The organism is Stenotrophomonas sp. STEN147, assembly GCF_056757995.1.
In genome coordinates, this window is sequence record NZ_JBRRCG010000002.1 from 311550 (window position 1) to 327330 (window position 15781).

A 15781-nucleotide genomic window follows, 5' to 3' on the forward strand; every position below is an offset into this window, starting at 1 on the left:
TCAGCCCCCGCTCACCGGCGGCAGGATGGCCACGCGGCCATCCTCCGGCAGCCCATCGTGATCGCGCAGCACGCGCTGCTGGTCGGCGAAGGCCGAATAGTCCAGCAGGCCGGCACGGAAACCGGGCCAACGCACCGGCAGCTGCTCGCGCAGCGCCTGGCGCAGGTCGGCCACGGTCGCACCCGGCACCTCCAGCGTGATCTCCCGACGCTCATCCAGATCGGAAAACGCACCGAACAACTGCAACGTCACCAGTTTCATTCCCACTCCCTGCCCGTCAGCTGCACCGGGTCGGCATGGCCCCAGCCCTGTACGCGCACGGCGCTGCCGGCCGGAACCAGATCGCCCTCGTCCTCCAGCACCACCCAGGCGTTGGCCTGCACCATGGACATCAGACGGAACGATTCCTGTCCGGACAACACCCGCGCACTCAGCTGGCCCTGCGCGTCCAGCTCCACCCGCGCACGGGCGTGGACGCGCAGGCCGGGCGGCTTGCGCACCATCGCCTGCAGGGGAAGCCGCAGCACCGGTTCCTGCGCCAACCCCAGCAGCCGGCGCAGTACAGGCTCGACAAAGAACCGCTGCCCCACTGCCGCCGACACCGGGTTGCCCGGCAGGCCGAAATACAGCGCACCATCGGGCAGTACCGCAAACAGCAGCGGCTTGCCCGGACGGATCGCCACCTTGTGGAACACGATGCGCGCCCCGCGCGCGCGCAGTGCGTCGGGCACGAAGTCGTAACGGCCCGCAGAGACCGCACCGGTACTGACCAGTACCCGCGCCCCCGCCGCCAGCGCCTTGTCCAGCCCTGCATCGAACGCGGTCACGTCATCACCGACGGTGCCCTGCCACACCACCTCTGCTCCGGCAGCGTGCAGCCGCCCGACCAGGTAGGGGCGGTTGCTGTCACGGATCTGCCCTGATTCCAGCGCCTGCGCCGCCTCGCTAACCAGCTCCTTGCCGGTGGCAATCACTGCCACCGCCGGTCGCGACATCACCACCACCTCGCCAACGCCAAGGGCGTGCAGCAGGGTCCGTGCGTTGATATCCACCCTCTGCCCGGCCCGAAGCACGCATTCGCCTTCGGTTACGTCCTCGCCCCGCAGACGTACGTTCTGGCCCGGCCCGACCACGCTCTTCAACGCGATCCGGGTCGGACGGCCCGCTTCGCTGGCGAGGATCTGCACGTTCTCGATCGGTACCACCGTGTCCAGGCCAGCCGGCATGCGCGCGCCGGTCATGATCTCCCAGGCGCCCTCGCCGCCTTCGGCATCGCCATCACCCGCCGCCTGCCAGCCCTGCACCGTGAATTCGGTACCGGACTCCAACGCCGCCCCGTTGGCGCGCAGCGCAAAACCGTCCATCGCCGAATTGTCGAACGGCGGCAATGCCTGCGCGCTGTGGATGTCATTGGCCAGGGTGCGGCCTGCGGCCTCCTGCAGGGGCAGACGCTCGGCGGGAAGCGGCGTAGCCGCCTCCAGCAGGTGCTGCAGTGCTTCACTGTAGAGAATCACGCGTGGTCACCACCCTCGACCATCGCCAGCGCGTGGCCCAGCACCGGCGCCAGGATGTCCAGGCACTGCGCTGCCGCCTTCGGGCTGCCGGGCAGCGCGAACACCAGCATGCCGCCCAGCTGCACCACCTCGGCGCGGCTCAGCCAGGCCATCGGCGTGTGCTGCGCGCTCAGCGCCCGGACCATCTGCGCCAGGCCATGCACCGGCCGCGCGTTCAACGAACGCAGCGCCTCCGGGGTGAGGTCGCGCGGGCCCAGACCGGTACCGCCAGTGCACAGGCACAGGCGCACGCCGTCGGCGGCCAATGCCTGCAGGCGATCCGCCAACGGCTCGATGCCATCGGGCAGCACGTGGGCAGCCACCACCTCGCCGCCCAGCTTGTTCAGGCCGGCCACCAGGGTCGGGCCAGAAACATCCTCATAAGTGCCTGCGCTGGCACGGTCGCTCAGCGTGATCACCGCGCAGGCCGCGCCTTGCAGGCCCTTCGGCGCACGCGGTCTGAAGCGCGCGCGCTCGGCATCATCCATGCCATCAGGATGCAGCCACAGGCCGCGCTTGCCGCCCTCTTTGAACAGCAGGCGGATACCTTCGATGCGCAGCGCCGGTTCCACCGGCTTGCTCAGGTCGTACAGGGTCAGCAGCGCCGCGTTGACGCCGGCCAGTGCTTCCATTTCCACACCGGTACGCGCCTCGCTGGCACACTCGCACCAGACCCGGATGGCGTGCCGTTCCGGCACCGGCGCGCAGAACACCTGCACAAGCTCCAGCGGCAGCGGATGGCACAGTGGCATCAGCATCGACGCCATCTTCGCCCCCTGCAGGCCGGCGATCTCGGCCATGACCAGCGCATCGCCCTTCGGCAGGCGACGCTCGACGATCAACGGGTACGCCAGCGGACCGGCATGCAGTTCACCCACCGCCACCGCCCGCCGGCGACTGATGCGCTTGTTGCGGACATCGGCCATATGGAAGGCCGCGTTCAGTTCCCCACTCATCGTGCTGCTCATCCTCCGATGGAAGCCAGGTGCGGGGTCAGCCCGGTCCGGCCCTGGTGCAGGCCATGCCCGGCCGCTTTCAGGCCAAGCTGGGTGGTGATGCGCGCCAGCAGCGCGTCATGGTCGTCATCGTGCTGCAGCAGCGCGCGCAGCGGCACGCCGAAGTCGCCGAACAGGCACAGCCGCAGGTCTCCCCTGGCCGTTACCCGCAAGCGGTTGCAGCCCTTGCAGAAATCGCGCGAGTACGGCGCGATGATGCCGATGCTGCCGCGATGGTCCGGGTGGCCGAACTCGCGCGCCGGGCCGGCATCGGCCGCCCGTGCACGCTCGCGCCAGCCGGCCGCCAGCAGCTGATCGATCACCCCGTCGGCGCGCAGGTGATGCTGCTGGAAATAGGCTTCGTTGTCGCCGGTGCGCATCAGTTCGATGAAGCGCACGCTGAAGGGACGGTCGCGCAGGTACGCCATCCACTGCGGCAGCTCATCGTCGTTGAGGCCGCGCAGCAGCACCGCATTGAGCTTGATCGACGGCAGCCCCAGCGCCTGCGCCAGGGCCAGGCCCTGCTCGATCTCCGGCAGGCGGTCATGCCCGGTGATCGCGGCAAAACGTTCGCGCCGCAGACTGTCCATGCTGACGTTCAGCGCCGTCAGGCCGGCGCGGTGCCAACCCGGCAGGCGACGCGGCAACTGCGTGCCGTTGGTGGTGATGGCCACTTTGCCGATACCCGGCACCGCCGCCACCGCCGCAATGATGTCATCAAGATCCTTGCGCAGGCTGGGCTCGCCACCGGTCAGCCGGATCTTGCTCATGCCCAGCGCCGCGAAGGCGCGGACCAGGCGGCTGATCTCCTCGACCTGCAGGAAGCGCGGGCGGCCATCGGCCTGGTACCCCTCCGGCAGGCAATAGCCACAACGGAAGTTGCAGGCTTCGGTCAACGACAGGCGCAGGTACGGAAAGCTGCGTCCGAAACCGTCGGTGAGTTGGCTCATGGCTGGTCCACCTTCTTGCTCCACCGTCCTGCCTGTTGCCGCGTGATGTCGGCGCATCACAGCATGCGGCCTGCGCTGCCACGGGAGTGTGACTGGGCCCATCATGAACGATTTCCGGCGGCGGGTGCACGCTGCCGGGCAACAGGAAGAGCCGCAGCCAGTGTCCGAATGGATGCGCACCAGGCTGACCGCGCCACCCACCGGGGCGGCGGTGGAGCGTCTACCTGCGGGCAGATCGTGCGCGCTTGCCGCCGTTGTGCTGCGCAGCCGCACGGCTCTGTGCGAACTCGGGGAAGGTCTGCTCGATCGGGTCCACGTCCGGCAGGATGTAGAACACCCCGCCCCGCTCGAAGGTGGAACGGATGATGCGTTCGTAGAACTCCGGCGAGACGTTGATGCAGCCGTGGGTGACACGGTTGTCGTCCGGCGACGGCGATGCCAGGCGCTCGACACGCCTCTCTGCTGGAACGCCGGTTGCGGTCGGATGGATGGAGACTGCGGACTCGTAGTCCACCCACAGCACCCGCCCTGCATCGATCGAAGGGCCGTAGCCGCCCACGAAGCGACCTGCAGGCGTGGTGCGGTCCCGTCCCGGAATGGCACGCAGGGCGAGACCCGCAACGCCGGGCGCGGTGTGGTCGCCGGTCGCTGAACCGAACAATGCGGGGGCCGCGCCGCGCAGCCGGCCGTCGCCACCGAACACCAGGATCTGTGCGGCAGCCTTGTCCATGACCGCGAACGGATAGCCCTGGCTGTCCTTGGACGCCACCACCCAGCCCGCCAGTTCAATCACGGTTTCGGAGACGTCCTGGCCGGGTGGCAGTTCATCAACGGCGGCCGACGGCGGCGTGACGGCATCTTCCGCATTGGCGACACCGACCACCAGCAACGCCAACGCCACTGCCAGAGCAGCGCGATGGACACGGCGCGCAAGGGAGGAGTGGGTATGGATGGGAGCATTCCTCGAAAGCTGTGTTTACGGGAGGACACCAGTGGCCGCTGCGGCCACTGGGCCCCTGACTCGGATGTGCAGGCTACAGGCGGTCAGCCGCGCGGGGTGCGGCGAGGTGCCCGTTCAAGCTGCTGGACGCGGCCTTCGATCTGATCCAGACGCTGGTTGGCCTGCTGCGCCGACTGATTGGCCGACTCGGCGCTCTGCGCCGCACCCTGCACCTTCACATCAAGCTGGTCGAGCCGCGAGTTGATCGTTGCGAAATCGTCCTTGTAGGTGGCGCAGGCCCCAAGGCCTACGGTGGCGACAATCGCCACACCGAGCGTACGTGCCATCATCAGGTGCTGCTTGGTAAGAATCATTCCACTCCCTCCTTCGTCTGGGGTGTCTGGAATATAGCGGCGTTTCGGCACACTCTCCGATTGGCTTTCAGCTGCAGGTGGAAGACGTGGACGTCGCGTGAAGACCCCGTCTCAACCGCGTCGCCAAGCCAATCCGGCGGCAATCGCCAAGGATGCCGCGATCACCAGCGAGGCCACCACGAACGCGGTGCGCACCTCCGCGGGCGTTGCCGTGTCAGGCGCGACGGCGAAGAACACACCGCCCACCAACGCCACCGACAGCGCCGCACTGATCTGCAGTGTCGCACTCACGACGCCTGCGGCCAGCCCGGCGTGGCGGGCATCCACAGGGTCCACGCTCTGCTTCACCAGCGCCGGAAGCGCAATGCCCTGTCCCGCGCCGATCAGAAACAGCGGAAGCGGCAGCCACGATGGCATGTCCAGCAGCGCGAGCGTTGCGACCGCCAGCAGGCCCGCAACCTCCATCACCATCCCATGCGATGCACCCTGTGCGGCCAGCCGCCGGAACGCCGAACCACACAGCGGCCCGAGAAGGAAACCCAGCCCCAACGGCAGGATCGCCAACCCCGCCGACGCACTGCTGCGCCCCAGCGCGGACTGCTGATACACCGCGAAGACGAGAAAGAACGCAGCCAGCGCGTAGAAGAAGAATGTCGCTGACAGACTGCGCCTCAACCCGCGTATATGCAGCAGCGATGGCAATACCAGCGGCATCTGCCCACGCCCCACGCATCGCTGCTCATGCCTCCAGAACAACAGCAGCAGGGGGCCGCTTGCCAGCAGCAGTCCTACGCACCACCACGGCCACTGGCGCTGGCGGCCCTCGATGATCGGTACCACCAGCGCCAGCAACGACGCCGCCAGCGCCACCGCTCCGACAGCGTCCAGCCGTGCTCCCTGGCGGGCGTGCGACTCACGCAGCAGCACGAATGCAGCCGGCACCGCGGCTGCGATGATGGGAAGATTGATGAGGAACACGCTCCTCCACCCTGTTCCCCACAGATCGGCTGTGACCAATACACCCCCGAGCAGTTGCCCGCCCACCGACGCGAGGCCGAAGGTGGCGCCATACAGGCCAAGCGCACGGCGCTTCTCGCTGTCCGGGAACAGGGCGTGGATCGATGCCAATGACTGCGGGGCCATCAGCGCGGCCGACATCCCCTGCAGCAGCCGTCCGGCCACCAGCACTTCAGCCGCAGGCGCCAGGCCGCACAGCGCCGACGCCAGGCCGAACCCCAGCATGCCTGCGATGAACACCCGTTTCCTGCCGTAGATGTCGCCCAGCCGGCCTCCCAGGATCAGGGTCACCGCGTAGGCCGTGGCGTAGACCGAGATGACCAGCTGCGAGACATCCGGGGGCGCGTGCAGATCGACACGGATGGCCGGCAACGCGACATTGACGATGAAGAAGTCGAGCGGCGGCAGCAGCGTGCCTGTCAGCAGTACAGCCAATGCCATCCAACGGCGCGGATCGGGCGATACAGCGCCCGCAGCGTCAGCCGATAGATTCATGACGTCCCTCACTCAGCGCATGCCGCCAGAGGCAAGCAGGGTGTCGCCGCTCATCCATCGCGCATCGTCCGAGGCGAGAAACGCAACGATCGGCGCCACGTCCAGCACCTGGCCTGTCCGGCCCAGTGGTGTCTGCGCCAGATTCCAGGCCTGGAACCCGGAATCGACGACACCCGCAGCGTGCGTGCCCTCGGTCTCGATCAGGCCGGGGTTGACCGCGTTGACACGGATGCCGCGCGGACCCAGCTCCCTGGACAGCACGCCGGTGATGGCGTCCATCGCGCCCTTCGAACCGGTGTAGATGGCGCTGTCCACCGGCAGGATGCGGGTCACGAACGAACTGATGTTGATGATGCTTGCACCGGGCCGCAGGTGGGGAACAGCGGCGGCAGTGACCAGCAGCGGGCCCAGCACATTGATGTCGAACTGGTGGCGATAGAGCGCCTCGGTGGTGTCCTCGATCTTCGCGAACCGGTACACGCCCGAGTTGTTCACCACTACATCCAGCCTGCCGAACGCATCCAGGGCCGTGGCCAGCAGTGCATCGACCTCGCGTGCGTCACGCACGTCGGCGCGCACCGCCAGCGCCCGACCACCGGCGGCTTCGATATCGGCAACGACCTGTTCGGCGCCCTCCCGGCTCGAGGCGTAGTTGACGACGACGCTGGCGCCGTCGGCCGCCAGGCGCCGGGCAACCGCAGCGCCAATGCCTTTCGAAGCGCCGGTGACCAGCGCGACCTTGTCTTTCAGCGTGTTCATATCAAGCGTATCCAGTTCCAGGGGAGGCGGTCAGTGCGACCGCGGCATATGCTGGACCTTTCAAACTTGTATGTGGACTGACGCTGATGCACATTTGCCGTACATTTTTGAACGAGCACGATCATGGAATGGGGTGATGTCCGTGTCTTTCTGGCGATCGTGCGGGGCGGGTCGCTGGGTGAGGCGGCGCGGCGCCTTGGTGTCAGCCATCCCACGGTGGGCCGCCGGTTGAAGGCCCTTGAACAGCACGCCCGGCAGCCCCTGCTGCGGCGGACGCGGGACGGGCTGGTCACGACCGATGCCGGCGATGCGGTGCTGGCCCTGGCCGAAGCCATGGAGAACTCCGCCCTGGCCATGGAGCGCCGCCTGGAAGGCAGCCCGGGCCGGCTGGAAGGCATCCTGCGCATTTCGAGCGCGGACTGGTTTGCCTGCCACGTGCTGACGCCCGTGCTGGCCGAACTGGTACGCCGGCATCCGGCGGTGGTTCCGGAACTGATCGCCAGCTATCGACTGCTGGACCTGTCGCGCCGCGATGCCGACGTCGCGTTCCGCATCGTGCCGTTCAGTGAGCCGGACATCGTCCAGCGCCTCGTGATGACCCTGCCCTACGGCCTGTATGGTTCGGTCTCGACCACCGCCCGGCTACAGGACGACCCCGATTCGGTCGGACTCATCCTGATGAACACCGCGCAGTCGCACTTCCCCGACGTGGAATGGTTGCTGCAGCGGTTTCCGCGTTCACCGCGCGCATTCACCAGTACCAGTCGCAGTGTCCAGGCGCAGATGTGCCTCCACGGTACCGGCATCGCCGTGCTGCCCCGTGTGTTGGGTGACGCGGTAGCCGGACTGCAGCGCATCGACTCACACGGGACGCCCCCTTCGCGGGGCATCTGGGTGGGCTATCACCAGGATCTGCGCCATATGGACCGTCTGCGTGCCCTGCTGGACATCCTCGATTCGACGCTGCCGCCAACAGGCGCGGCCCCCTCGGCAGGGAAACAGACAGCATGATTCCGTTCACGGGCGTTGGCCTATGGTCCACCTCACCAGGCCGGCAGGACCGGCCACTGACAGGAGGATGCCATGAGGACCCGACACGTCGCACCTGCTCTGATGGTGGCACTGCTCGCCGTCGCACCGGCCTGGGCGGATCCGCCGCACCACGCCCGCGGAAACGGTCCCCCGCCGCACGCAGGCGGGCCGCACAACCGCGACGCACCGCCGCCAGGATGGCAGAAGAAGGCATGGCGGCGCGGCGATCATCTGCCGTGGGCGGAAGTGGATCGTCGCTACTGGGTGGATGACTACGCACGCTACAGGCTGCGTGATCCCGGCCGCGGCCAGCGCTGGGTCCGCCAGAGCGACACCGAGTATCTGCTTGTTGAAATCGCCACCGGCGTGATCGTCGACGCGCTGCGTCGATGAACGCAGCCCTGGCTGACCATCGAGCGCAGACGCGCGATGGGTCAGCTCTTCCTGCGCTGCCTGCCGCTGCTGCGTCCAGCGGTGGGCGCTGAAGGGCTAGTTCCGCAGCGCGCGCGCGTTACCGTTTGGCCGCAGATGGATCTGCCCGGTTCTGGTATCCAGCAGGATGTTGAAGTTGCGCAGTGCTTCACTGCCCAGCGTGCCGTCGGCATTGGATCCATCCTCATCGATGGTGAACGACACCTTGGGCTGTTCCAGTCGCAGCCCGCCCACATCGGCCGATGCGATCCGTGCATCGACGGCCCGGATCTTCCTTCCCGCCGAGCCGCTGAACTGTGAGGTACCGATCGTGCGGGTGAACACCTCCTGCAGTCGGTGGCGCGCGCCGTACGCATGGCCCAGATCGATGGCGCCGTTGCTGCCGGTGTCCACGAACAGCCAGGCCGCAAGTGTCGAGCCACCCTCACGCAGAAGCACTTCGATGGCGGGCGTATTGTCGATCCAGCGGACGTTCGCGCGGGTGTATCCGTGCAGATCCGGCAACCGGTCGTGCACGTGCAGCAGCTTGCGGTCGTAGTCGATCTCGATGATGCGCCCCGCGAAGAATGTCCAGCCAAGCACGGCGTCGAACGGACGCTTGCCGTAGTCGATCACGGCCGCCCCCATCGTCCGGCGCATGTCTCCCACGACGACCGTGTTGTGGGTACTGTAGTCCACGAAACTCACGCCATCGGAGCCGGTGTTCTCGGAGCGGTCATCGACCTGCATCGACCCCGCCTTGCGGGTGGCAACCGTGACTGCCAGTCCGTCAGCGCCGGTGTCGACAAGAAAGCGCAGCGGTCCTGACTGGTTGATCCGCCCTTCCACATAGATCCGGTGATCCTTGTCCTGCTCGAAAGGAAGGGTGATCGTCCCGGCCGCGGCGCGGGGCTGCGGAAGAACAAGCAGCCCCGCAACCAGGGCGACGTACCACGAGCGTATGGACTGGCGCATTGATGGCTTCCAGTGGAGGGCAACGGCAGATTGCCGCCTGCCTTGGATGCGGCAGGGGTGCAGAAGGTTTAGACGCCTGCCGCGCTGCCATCGATGATTCCTGGTCGAAGCAACCGGACGCCCGGCGCCCGCGGCCCCGTGTTGCCATCCGGCGCTGACCTCGGCGACTGCAGCATGCACGGGCCGTTGACGTCGCAATGCCAGACTGCTGGAGCGCGCTCCGCCGTGGAGCGCCGTTGCTGGTGCGATCTTGGGGGGATCGGCAATGCCCTACTTCACTGATTCGACCGAGGTGGCCGTCGAGGGTATCGGCGCGGCGCGGCGCATCGGTTGGATGCGGTTCGTCGGCAGCAGCCTGGCGGCCCTCCCCCTGGCCTCCATCCTGCTCGAACGTCAGGATGGCGTGTGGCCATGGACGCTGCTGCTGCTCAACGCGCTGGCATGGCCGACGATCGCTCTGGTCCTCACCCGGCGTTCTCCCGAGCCGGCCGCCACCCAGTTCCGCTGCATGGTGTTCGATTCCTTCCTTGGCGGCGCGTGGATCGCGTTCATCGCCCTCAGCATCGTGCCCAGCGCACTGTTCACCGCCCTGCTGGTGGCCGACAAGATCGCAGCAGGGGGAGTGCGGCTGGCGCTGCGGGCGACGCTGGCGCTGGTGCTGGGTTTTGGACTCGTCTGGTTCGCGCTGGGCTTCCCCTACCAGCCGACCACCTCGCAACGCAGCATCATGCTGAGCATGCCGTTCCTGTTCGTGTACGGCATCGGCCTCAGCATCCTGAGCTGGCAACTCGCGCGCCGGGTCAAATCACAGAACCGGCAGCTGCGGCGGCTGAGCCGGATGGATCCGCTGGTGGAGCTGGCCAACCGGGGCTTCCTGATCCACCGTGCCCAGCAGGCGCTGGACAAATCCCAGCGCCACGGTGGCATGGCGTGCCTGTTGATGCTGGATGTGGATGACTTCAAGCGCATCAACGACTCGCAGGGGCATCGTGCCGGCGATCAGGTCCTGCGGCATATCGCCACGACACTGCGCGAATTCGCCAGCCCGGCCGATACGGCTGCACGGCTCGGGGGGGATGAGTTCGTCGTGCTGCTGCGCGACTGCGCCGCGTCAGACGCCATGCAGATGGCGGCACGCATCCGGCAACGCCTGCACGAGAATGCACGGCGGACAGGACCGGCGAGCGATTTCAGTGTCAGCATGGGGGTCGCTGCGAGTCCGCGACACGGCAGTGTCGAGGACTGGTTGGCACTGGCCGACCGAGCCCTCTACCACGCCAAGCGGCAAGGCAAGGACACGGCCAGTTTCGCCGAGTAACGGCCGCGTAGCAGCGTCATCCTGATCGGTCGCATTCCCGGTCGGGATCAGTGCGCCAGGGCGAAATCCAGGCCCGCACAGACCGCCGCGACCTGCGCGTCGTTGCACTCCTGCGGACGGGTACGCGGACTGTCCGGGTAGACCTCCGTGGTGGTGGCAAAACGCGCATCGGTGAATCCGGCGCAGGCCCCGATCGAGCGCGATTCACCCCATACCACGCCCGGCGACTGCAACGGCAGGCCGACCAGGTTGCCCTCGGCATCGGCCGGGGCGATATGGGTGATCGGCGCCACGGCGGCGATCAGCGCCTGCTGGAATGCCGGTTGCGGGTCTTCGCTGTTGCCGATCACGTAGAAGCCATCGGGAATGGTGTCCCGCTCGAAGGGCTTGCCATCACGGGCGCAACGGGCCGGGTCGAACTCGTGCAGGTCGCTGTCGGTGGTTTCGTGCAGGTCCAGGTGCACCCGGATGTCGGCCTTGCGCCCGGCCACCCAGCGCATCAGCGAGGCGGCTTCCTCGATCAGGCCGCCGTCGCGGAAGCTGCGGTTCGGGTCCAGGGCAGCGGGGTTCCAGCGCTGGATGCGCTCATAGCCCCACGGACTCACGCAGGGGGCCACGATCAGGTTCAGACGCCCCAGGTAGCGCTCGGCCTGCTGCTCCAGGAACTGCAGGGCACCGTGCACGCCGCTGGTCTCATAGCCGTGCACGCCACCGGTGACCAGCGCCGTCGGCAGTGCCGGGTTCCAGTCGTGGTTGACCACGGCGAACAGGGGATAGTGGTCCGGCGCGTAATCGAGCTGCCCGTACTGGATCACGTCGAAACGCTCATCCAGGCGCTCCAGCGCCGCCACCACATCGTCATGGTAGCTGCGCTGGCGTTGCTGGCGGGCCCGCCACTGCGCGCGTTCCGGATCGCCCCAGGGCTGTCCGGGGGTGCCGATCGGGTAGAACTGCGCAACAGTCATGGGTGCTCCAGAGGTCGAACGTGGTGAGTGCAGCCGGTCATTCTAAGCCTTGTGGCGCCTGCGGGCCCGCCCACCCGTCCCGCCCTTCATCCAGCCAGGCTCATCTGGCTGTAAAATCAACGGTTTTTGGCCCCTCACCCCTTGATGGCGAACGCAGCGCAGACGGTCCTGGGTGGACCGGATTTCCTTCGCCTGCTCGCCCGTCTCAGCGACGGCGCGATGCCGGCCACCAGTCCCGTCCTGACCGATCGCCTCGGCCAGTGGGTGGACTGGAGCCGTGCTGTCGCGCTGTCGACGGCACTGGGCGGACGCGTGCCTGAACCGGCGGACGCGGGCGAGGCGATGGACGACCTGCTGGCCGACTGCGAGCAGGCCCATGCCAGCCTGCTGGCGTCGATTCGTGACGACGCCGAAGCCGAGCGCCTGCTCGATCTGGCCGAGGCGGCCGCCACACCCACCTTTGCCTCGTTGCGGCAGCGCTACCGGGTGCTGCAGCAGGCCATCCAGACCGCGACCGGGCGCCTGCGCGGACGCCTCCGTGACCAGTTGCTGCGGGCCTCGCCCGATTTGGCGCGGCTGGCCGAGATCGACGCCGTGATGGAGCAGACCCTCAGCCCGCGCGAGCACAACCTGCTGGCCATCGCCCCGGCAGTGCTGGGCACCCGCTTCGACCGCGTGCATGGCCAGCCCGGCTGGCGCACCGCATTCCGCCATGACATGCGCTCGCTGCTGCTTGCCGAGCTGCAGCTGCGCTTCCACCCGATCGAGGGGCTGCTGGCAGCCCTGCGCTCCCACTGACCCGGAACACCATGTCCAGAACTGCTTTCCCTGTCGTTGTCTTCCTTGTCGGCCTGCTGGCCGTGTGCTGGATCGGCATCGGCTATGTGTCGGTGCACCCGTTGGGTGCAGCGGTCGCGGCGGTCATTGCCGCCTGCTACATCGCCGGTGGTGGGGAGCTGTACCGCTATCGCCAGGCCAGCGCGGGCCTGCGCGATGCCCTGGGCGATCTGTCCGCCGCCGAGGAGCGCCTGGCACCCTGGCTGGAGCGCGTGCCGGCAAGCCTGCGCAACGCCGTGCGCCTGCGCGTGGAAGGTGAGCGCACCGCCCTGCCCGGCCCGGTCCTGACACCGTACCTGGTCGGCCTGCTGGTGCTGCTGGGCATGCTCGGCACCCTGCTGGGCATGATGGACACCCTGCGCGGCACCGGCCTGGCCCTGCAGAGCGCCACCGACATGGCCGCCATCCGCGGCTCGCTGGCATCCCCGGTACAGGGCCTGGCCGTCGCCTTCGGTACGTCGATTGCCGGTGTCGCCAGTTCGGCCATGCTGGGGCTGCTTTCGGCGCTGTTGCGCCGGGATCGCCTGCAGGCCGTGCAGCAGCTCGACCGTGCCATCTCCGGCCCGCTGCACCCGTATTCGCAGGCGTGGCAACGCGCCGAATCCCTGCGACTGCTGCAGGCGCAGTCCGCAGCGCTGCCGGCCCTGGTCGACCGCCTGCAGGCGATGACCGGTGCCTTCGAGCAGCACAGCCTGGCGGCCAACGAACGGCTGCTGGCCGGCCAGGCCGAGTTCCTCAACCAGAGCCAGGCGCTGCAGGAGCGCCTGGCGGCCTCCCTCCAGCAATCGCTGCGCGAAGGCGCCGAAGCCAGCGCAGCGGCCATCGGCGGTGCCCTGCAGCCGATGGCGGAAACCACGCTGGCTGGCCTGGCCAGCCACGGCCAGGCCCTGCATGCGCGCGTTGAACAGGCGGTACAGCAGCAGCTGGCCGGGCTGGCGGACGGCTTCGAGCGCAGCCGCGTATCGACTGAAGCCAGCTGGACGCGGGTGATGGCCGAACAGGCCCAGGCACAGCAGGCGCTGGTGACCGACCTGCGCCAGCATCTGCAGGCCTTCAGCGATGCCCAGGGTGCACACGGCGAAGCACTGGTGGCACGCATCGGCGAACGGCTGCAGGCGGATGCCGACCGCCAGACCGACGCGTGGCGCACTGCGGCCGACCAGCAGCATGCGCTGAACACCACGCTGGTCGAGCGCCAGCAGCAGGCACTGGAGGCGGTCAGCCAGCATCTGGACGAACGGGCCCAGTCGCTGCTTCACGCGCTTGAAGAACGTCATGCAGCCAGCCAGTCGCTGCTGCAGGACCACGAGCAGCAGCGCCAGGCGCGCTGGGAGGCCGCCAGCACCCATCTGCAACAGGCCCACGCCGCGCTGCAGGCACAACTGCAGGCCGGTGACGAACAGCGCCTGCAACGCTGGAGCGACGCGCTGCACACCCTGTCGAACGATCTGGCCGAACGCCTGCACGCCAACGGAGAACGCCTGGCCGCGCAGCAGCAGCAGATCTGCGACACGCTGGCGGAGACCGCGCAGCAGATCGGCGAGAACGGCCGTGCCCAGGCCAGCGCCACGCTCGCCGAAGTCTCGACCCTGCTGCAGACGGCTGCCGCCGCACCGAAGGCCGCTGCCGACGTCATCAACGAGCTGCGCAGCACGCTCTCCGAGAGTCTGGTGCGCGACAACGCGATGCTGGAGGAGCGCGGCCGCCTGCTGGCGACGGTGCAGACGCTGCTGGATGCGATCAACCATGCCTCGCATGAACAACGCAGCGCGGTCGATGCACTGGTGGGCGGCTCGGCGGAACTGCTGGAGCGCGTCGGCAACCGCTTCACCGACCACATCGCGGCAGAAACCGGCAAGCTCGACGGCATTGCCGCACTGCTGGATGGCAGCGCCACTGAAGTCGGCCACCTGGCCGGCGCCTTCGGCGACGCCGTGGCCCAGTTCGGCGCCGCATCGGCCGAGCTGTCGGGCCGGCTGGAGCAGATCGGTGGCGCGCTGGATGCCTCGCTCGCCCGCAGCGACGAGCAGCTGGCCTATTACGTGGCGCAGGCGCGCGAGGTGGTCGACCTGAGCCTGCTGTCGCAGAAGCAGGTGATGGAAGAGCTGCATCAGTTGGCCGCGCGCCGCGGCAAGGCCGGCGCCGCATGAGCGACGAGCTGGAGGTCGACGGCGGTTCGCACGCGCCGATCTGGGCGGCATTCGGCGACCTGATGTCGGTACTGCTCGGCGCGTTCGTGCTGATCCTGGTCGGCGTGGTAGCGGTCCAGCTGGAACTCTCGCAGCGGCTGGAGGATGAAGTCAGGCAGCGCCAGGCCGAAGCCAAGCGCCTGCAGACGCTGGAGCAGGCACTGGCCGGCCCGCTGGCGGCAGGCCGGGTAACGCTGGTCGATGGCCGCATCGGCATCAGCGGCAGTGTGCTGTTCGCCCTCAATTCAGACCAGCTGCAGCCGGAGGGCCAGGAGCTGCTGCGCAGCCTGGCCGCACCGCTGGCTGCCTACCTGGGCAGCCGCGAAGAGATCCTGATGGTCAGCGGCTTCACCGACGATGCGCCGGTACGCGAAGGCAACCGTCGTTTCGCCGACAACTGGGAACTGTCCGCGCAGCGTTCGCTGACGGTGACGCGCACCCTGATCGCCGATGGCGTACCGGCCGATGCGGTGTTCGCCGCCGCCTTCGGCAGCGAGCAGCCGGTCAGCTCCAATGCCAGCGAAGAGGGCCGCGCGCGCAACCGCCGCGTGGAGATCGCGCCGATTCCCAGGCCCAGGGCACCGGATGGCAAGTAAGCTGCCAGCGCTGGAGGGACTGCGTGCACTGGTGCGCGATCTCGATGCGGGGTCGCGCTCGCTGGCGGACTACCCGCAGGTGCCGATGCTGCAACAGGTGCAGCGCGAGTGGTCGGAGCTGCGCAGTGAACTGCAGGTGCGTCGTTCGCTGCGCACCGAGGCCCCCGCCGACGGCGGCCCGCTGAACTCTGCGGTGCTGGTGCAGCGCATGCTCGATTCGATGCAGGCCGCCAGCCCTGGCTATCTGCGCCACTTCATCGATTACGTCGATACCCTGTCATGGTTGCAGGCGCTGCAGGACGGTGCAGCCAGCGGCGGTGATGCGGCGAAACCGAAGCGCGCGCGCAAGCCCCGCAACCCCGGTTGAGGCCCGGC

17 protein-coding genes are annotated in these 15781 nt (G+C 68.2%); 7 read left to right on the forward strand and 10 right to left on the reverse strand.

The window, feature by feature from the left end:
* The 8 genes from ACVOKU_RS04270 to ACVOKU_RS04305 all read right to left on the reverse strand — a co-directional run bounded on the left by ACVOKU_RS04270 (position 1) and on the right by ACVOKU_RS04305 (position 7083).
* Positions 1-261: a MoaD/ThiS family protein gene (locus ACVOKU_RS04270; RefSeq protein WP_481559199.1), complete on the reverse strand. Its 261-nt coding sequence runs from the start codon at positions 259-261 to the stop codon at positions 1-3.
* On the reverse strand, positions 258-1514 hold the full coding sequence (locus tag ACVOKU_RS04275) for a molybdopterin molybdotransferase MoeA (protein ID WP_481559200.1): 1257 nt from the start codon (positions 1512-1514) through the stop codon (positions 258-260). Before ACVOKU_RS04275 ends, ACVOKU_RS04270 begins: the two co-directional genes overlap by 4 nt.
* Positions 1511-2509, reverse strand: coding sequence for a bifunctional molybdenum cofactor biosynthesis protein MoaC/MoaB (moaCB, locus tag ACVOKU_RS04280; RefSeq protein ID WP_481559201.1), 999 nt, complete (start codon positions 2507-2509; stop codon positions 1511-1513). Before moaCB ends, ACVOKU_RS04275 begins: the two co-directional genes overlap by 4 nt.
* An 8-nt stretch (positions 2510-2517) precedes the next feature.
* Positions 2518-3498: a GTP 3',8-cyclase MoaA gene (gene moaA, locus ACVOKU_RS04285; protein ID WP_111186840.1), complete on the reverse strand. Its 981-nt coding sequence runs from the start codon at positions 3496-3498 to the stop codon at positions 2518-2520.
* A 220-nt stretch (positions 3499-3718) separates the two neighbouring features.
* The gene (locus ACVOKU_RS04290) at positions 3719-4399 is read right to left on the reverse strand and encodes a hypothetical protein (RefSeq protein WP_481559202.1); all 681 of its coding nucleotides are present in this window, start codon (positions 4397-4399) and stop codon (positions 3719-3721) included.
* A gap of 143 nt (positions 4400-4542) precedes the next feature.
* On the reverse strand, positions 4543-4812 hold the full coding sequence (locus ACVOKU_RS04295; protein ID WP_053519770.1) for a hypothetical protein: 270 nt from the start codon (positions 4810-4812) through the stop codon (positions 4543-4545).
* A gap of 111 nt (positions 4813-4923) precedes the next feature.
* The gene (locus ACVOKU_RS04300) at positions 4924-6270 is read right to left on the reverse strand and encodes an MFS transporter (RefSeq protein ID WP_481559203.1); all 1347 of its coding nucleotides are present in this window, start codon (positions 6268-6270) and stop codon (positions 4924-4926) included.
* A 66-nt stretch (positions 6271-6336) separates the two neighbouring features.
* Positions 6337-7083, reverse strand: a complete 747-nt coding sequence (locus ACVOKU_RS04305; RefSeq protein ID WP_481559204.1) for a glucose 1-dehydrogenase — start codon at positions 7081-7083, stop codon at positions 6337-6339.
* 123 nt (positions 7084-7206) lie between these two features.
* On the opposite strand from ACVOKU_RS04305, the gene ACVOKU_RS04310 reads away from it, so the two are divergent.
* Both ACVOKU_RS04310 and ACVOKU_RS04315 read left to right on the forward strand, forming a co-directional pair.
* Positions 7207-8094, forward strand: coding sequence for a LysR family transcriptional regulator (locus ACVOKU_RS04310; RefSeq protein WP_481559205.1), 888 nt, complete (start codon positions 7207-7209; stop codon positions 8092-8094).
* 72 nt (positions 8095-8166) lie between these two features.
* On the forward strand, positions 8167-8508 hold the full coding sequence (locus ACVOKU_RS04315) for an RcnB family protein (RefSeq protein WP_128988294.1): 342 nt from the start codon (positions 8167-8169) through the stop codon (positions 8506-8508).
* 96 nt (positions 8509-8604) lie between these two features.
* Here the strand turns inward: ACVOKU_RS04315 and ACVOKU_RS04320 are convergent, their stop codons facing one another.
* Entirely contained in the window at positions 8605-9681 is a 1077-nt protein-coding gene (locus tag ACVOKU_RS04320; RefSeq protein ID WP_481559206.1) for a retropepsin-like aspartic protease, read from the reverse strand.
* 85 nt (positions 9682-9766) lie between these two features.
* Here ACVOKU_RS04320 and ACVOKU_RS04325 point away from each other — a divergent pair, with 85 nt between their 5' ends.
* Positions 9767-10819 (forward strand): sensor domain-containing diguanylate cyclase, encoded by a 1053-nt coding sequence (locus tag ACVOKU_RS04325; protein WP_481559207.1) that lies wholly within the window; start codon positions 9767-9769, stop codon positions 10817-10819.
* Positions 10820-10866: 47 nt separating this feature from the next.
* On the opposite strand, the gene ACVOKU_RS04330 is transcribed toward ACVOKU_RS04325, so the two are convergent.
* Complete coding sequence (locus tag ACVOKU_RS04330) at positions 10867-11784, reverse strand: M14 family metallopeptidase (RefSeq protein WP_481559208.1); 918 nt, start codon at positions 11782-11784, stop codon at positions 10867-10869.
* Positions 11785-11928: 144 nt separating this feature from the next.
* Between ACVOKU_RS04330 and ACVOKU_RS04335 the strand changes: the two genes are divergently transcribed.
* From ACVOKU_RS04335 to ACVOKU_RS04350, 4 genes are read left to right on the forward strand one after another with little or no spacing between them, the layout of a single operon-like run.
* Complete coding sequence (locus ACVOKU_RS04335; protein ID WP_481559209.1) at positions 11929-12582, forward strand: DUF3348 family protein; 654 nt, start codon at positions 11929-11931, stop codon at positions 12580-12582.
* 11 nt (positions 12583-12593) lie between these two features.
* The gene (locus ACVOKU_RS04340; RefSeq protein ID WP_481559210.1) at positions 12594-14771 is read left to right on the forward strand and encodes a DUF802 domain-containing protein; all 2178 of its coding nucleotides are present in this window, start codon (positions 12594-12596) and stop codon (positions 14769-14771) included.
* Positions 14768-15406, forward strand: coding sequence for an OmpA family protein (locus tag ACVOKU_RS04345; protein WP_481559211.1), 639 nt, complete (start codon positions 14768-14770; stop codon positions 15404-15406). Before ACVOKU_RS04340 ends, ACVOKU_RS04345 begins: the two co-directional genes overlap by 4 nt.
* Positions 15324-15773 (forward strand): DUF2894 domain-containing protein, encoded by a 450-nt coding sequence (locus ACVOKU_RS04350; RefSeq protein ID WP_481559212.1) that lies wholly within the window; start codon positions 15324-15326, stop codon positions 15771-15773. Before ACVOKU_RS04345 ends, ACVOKU_RS04350 begins: the two co-directional genes overlap by 83 nt.
* Positions 15774-15781 lie beyond the last annotated feature (8 nt).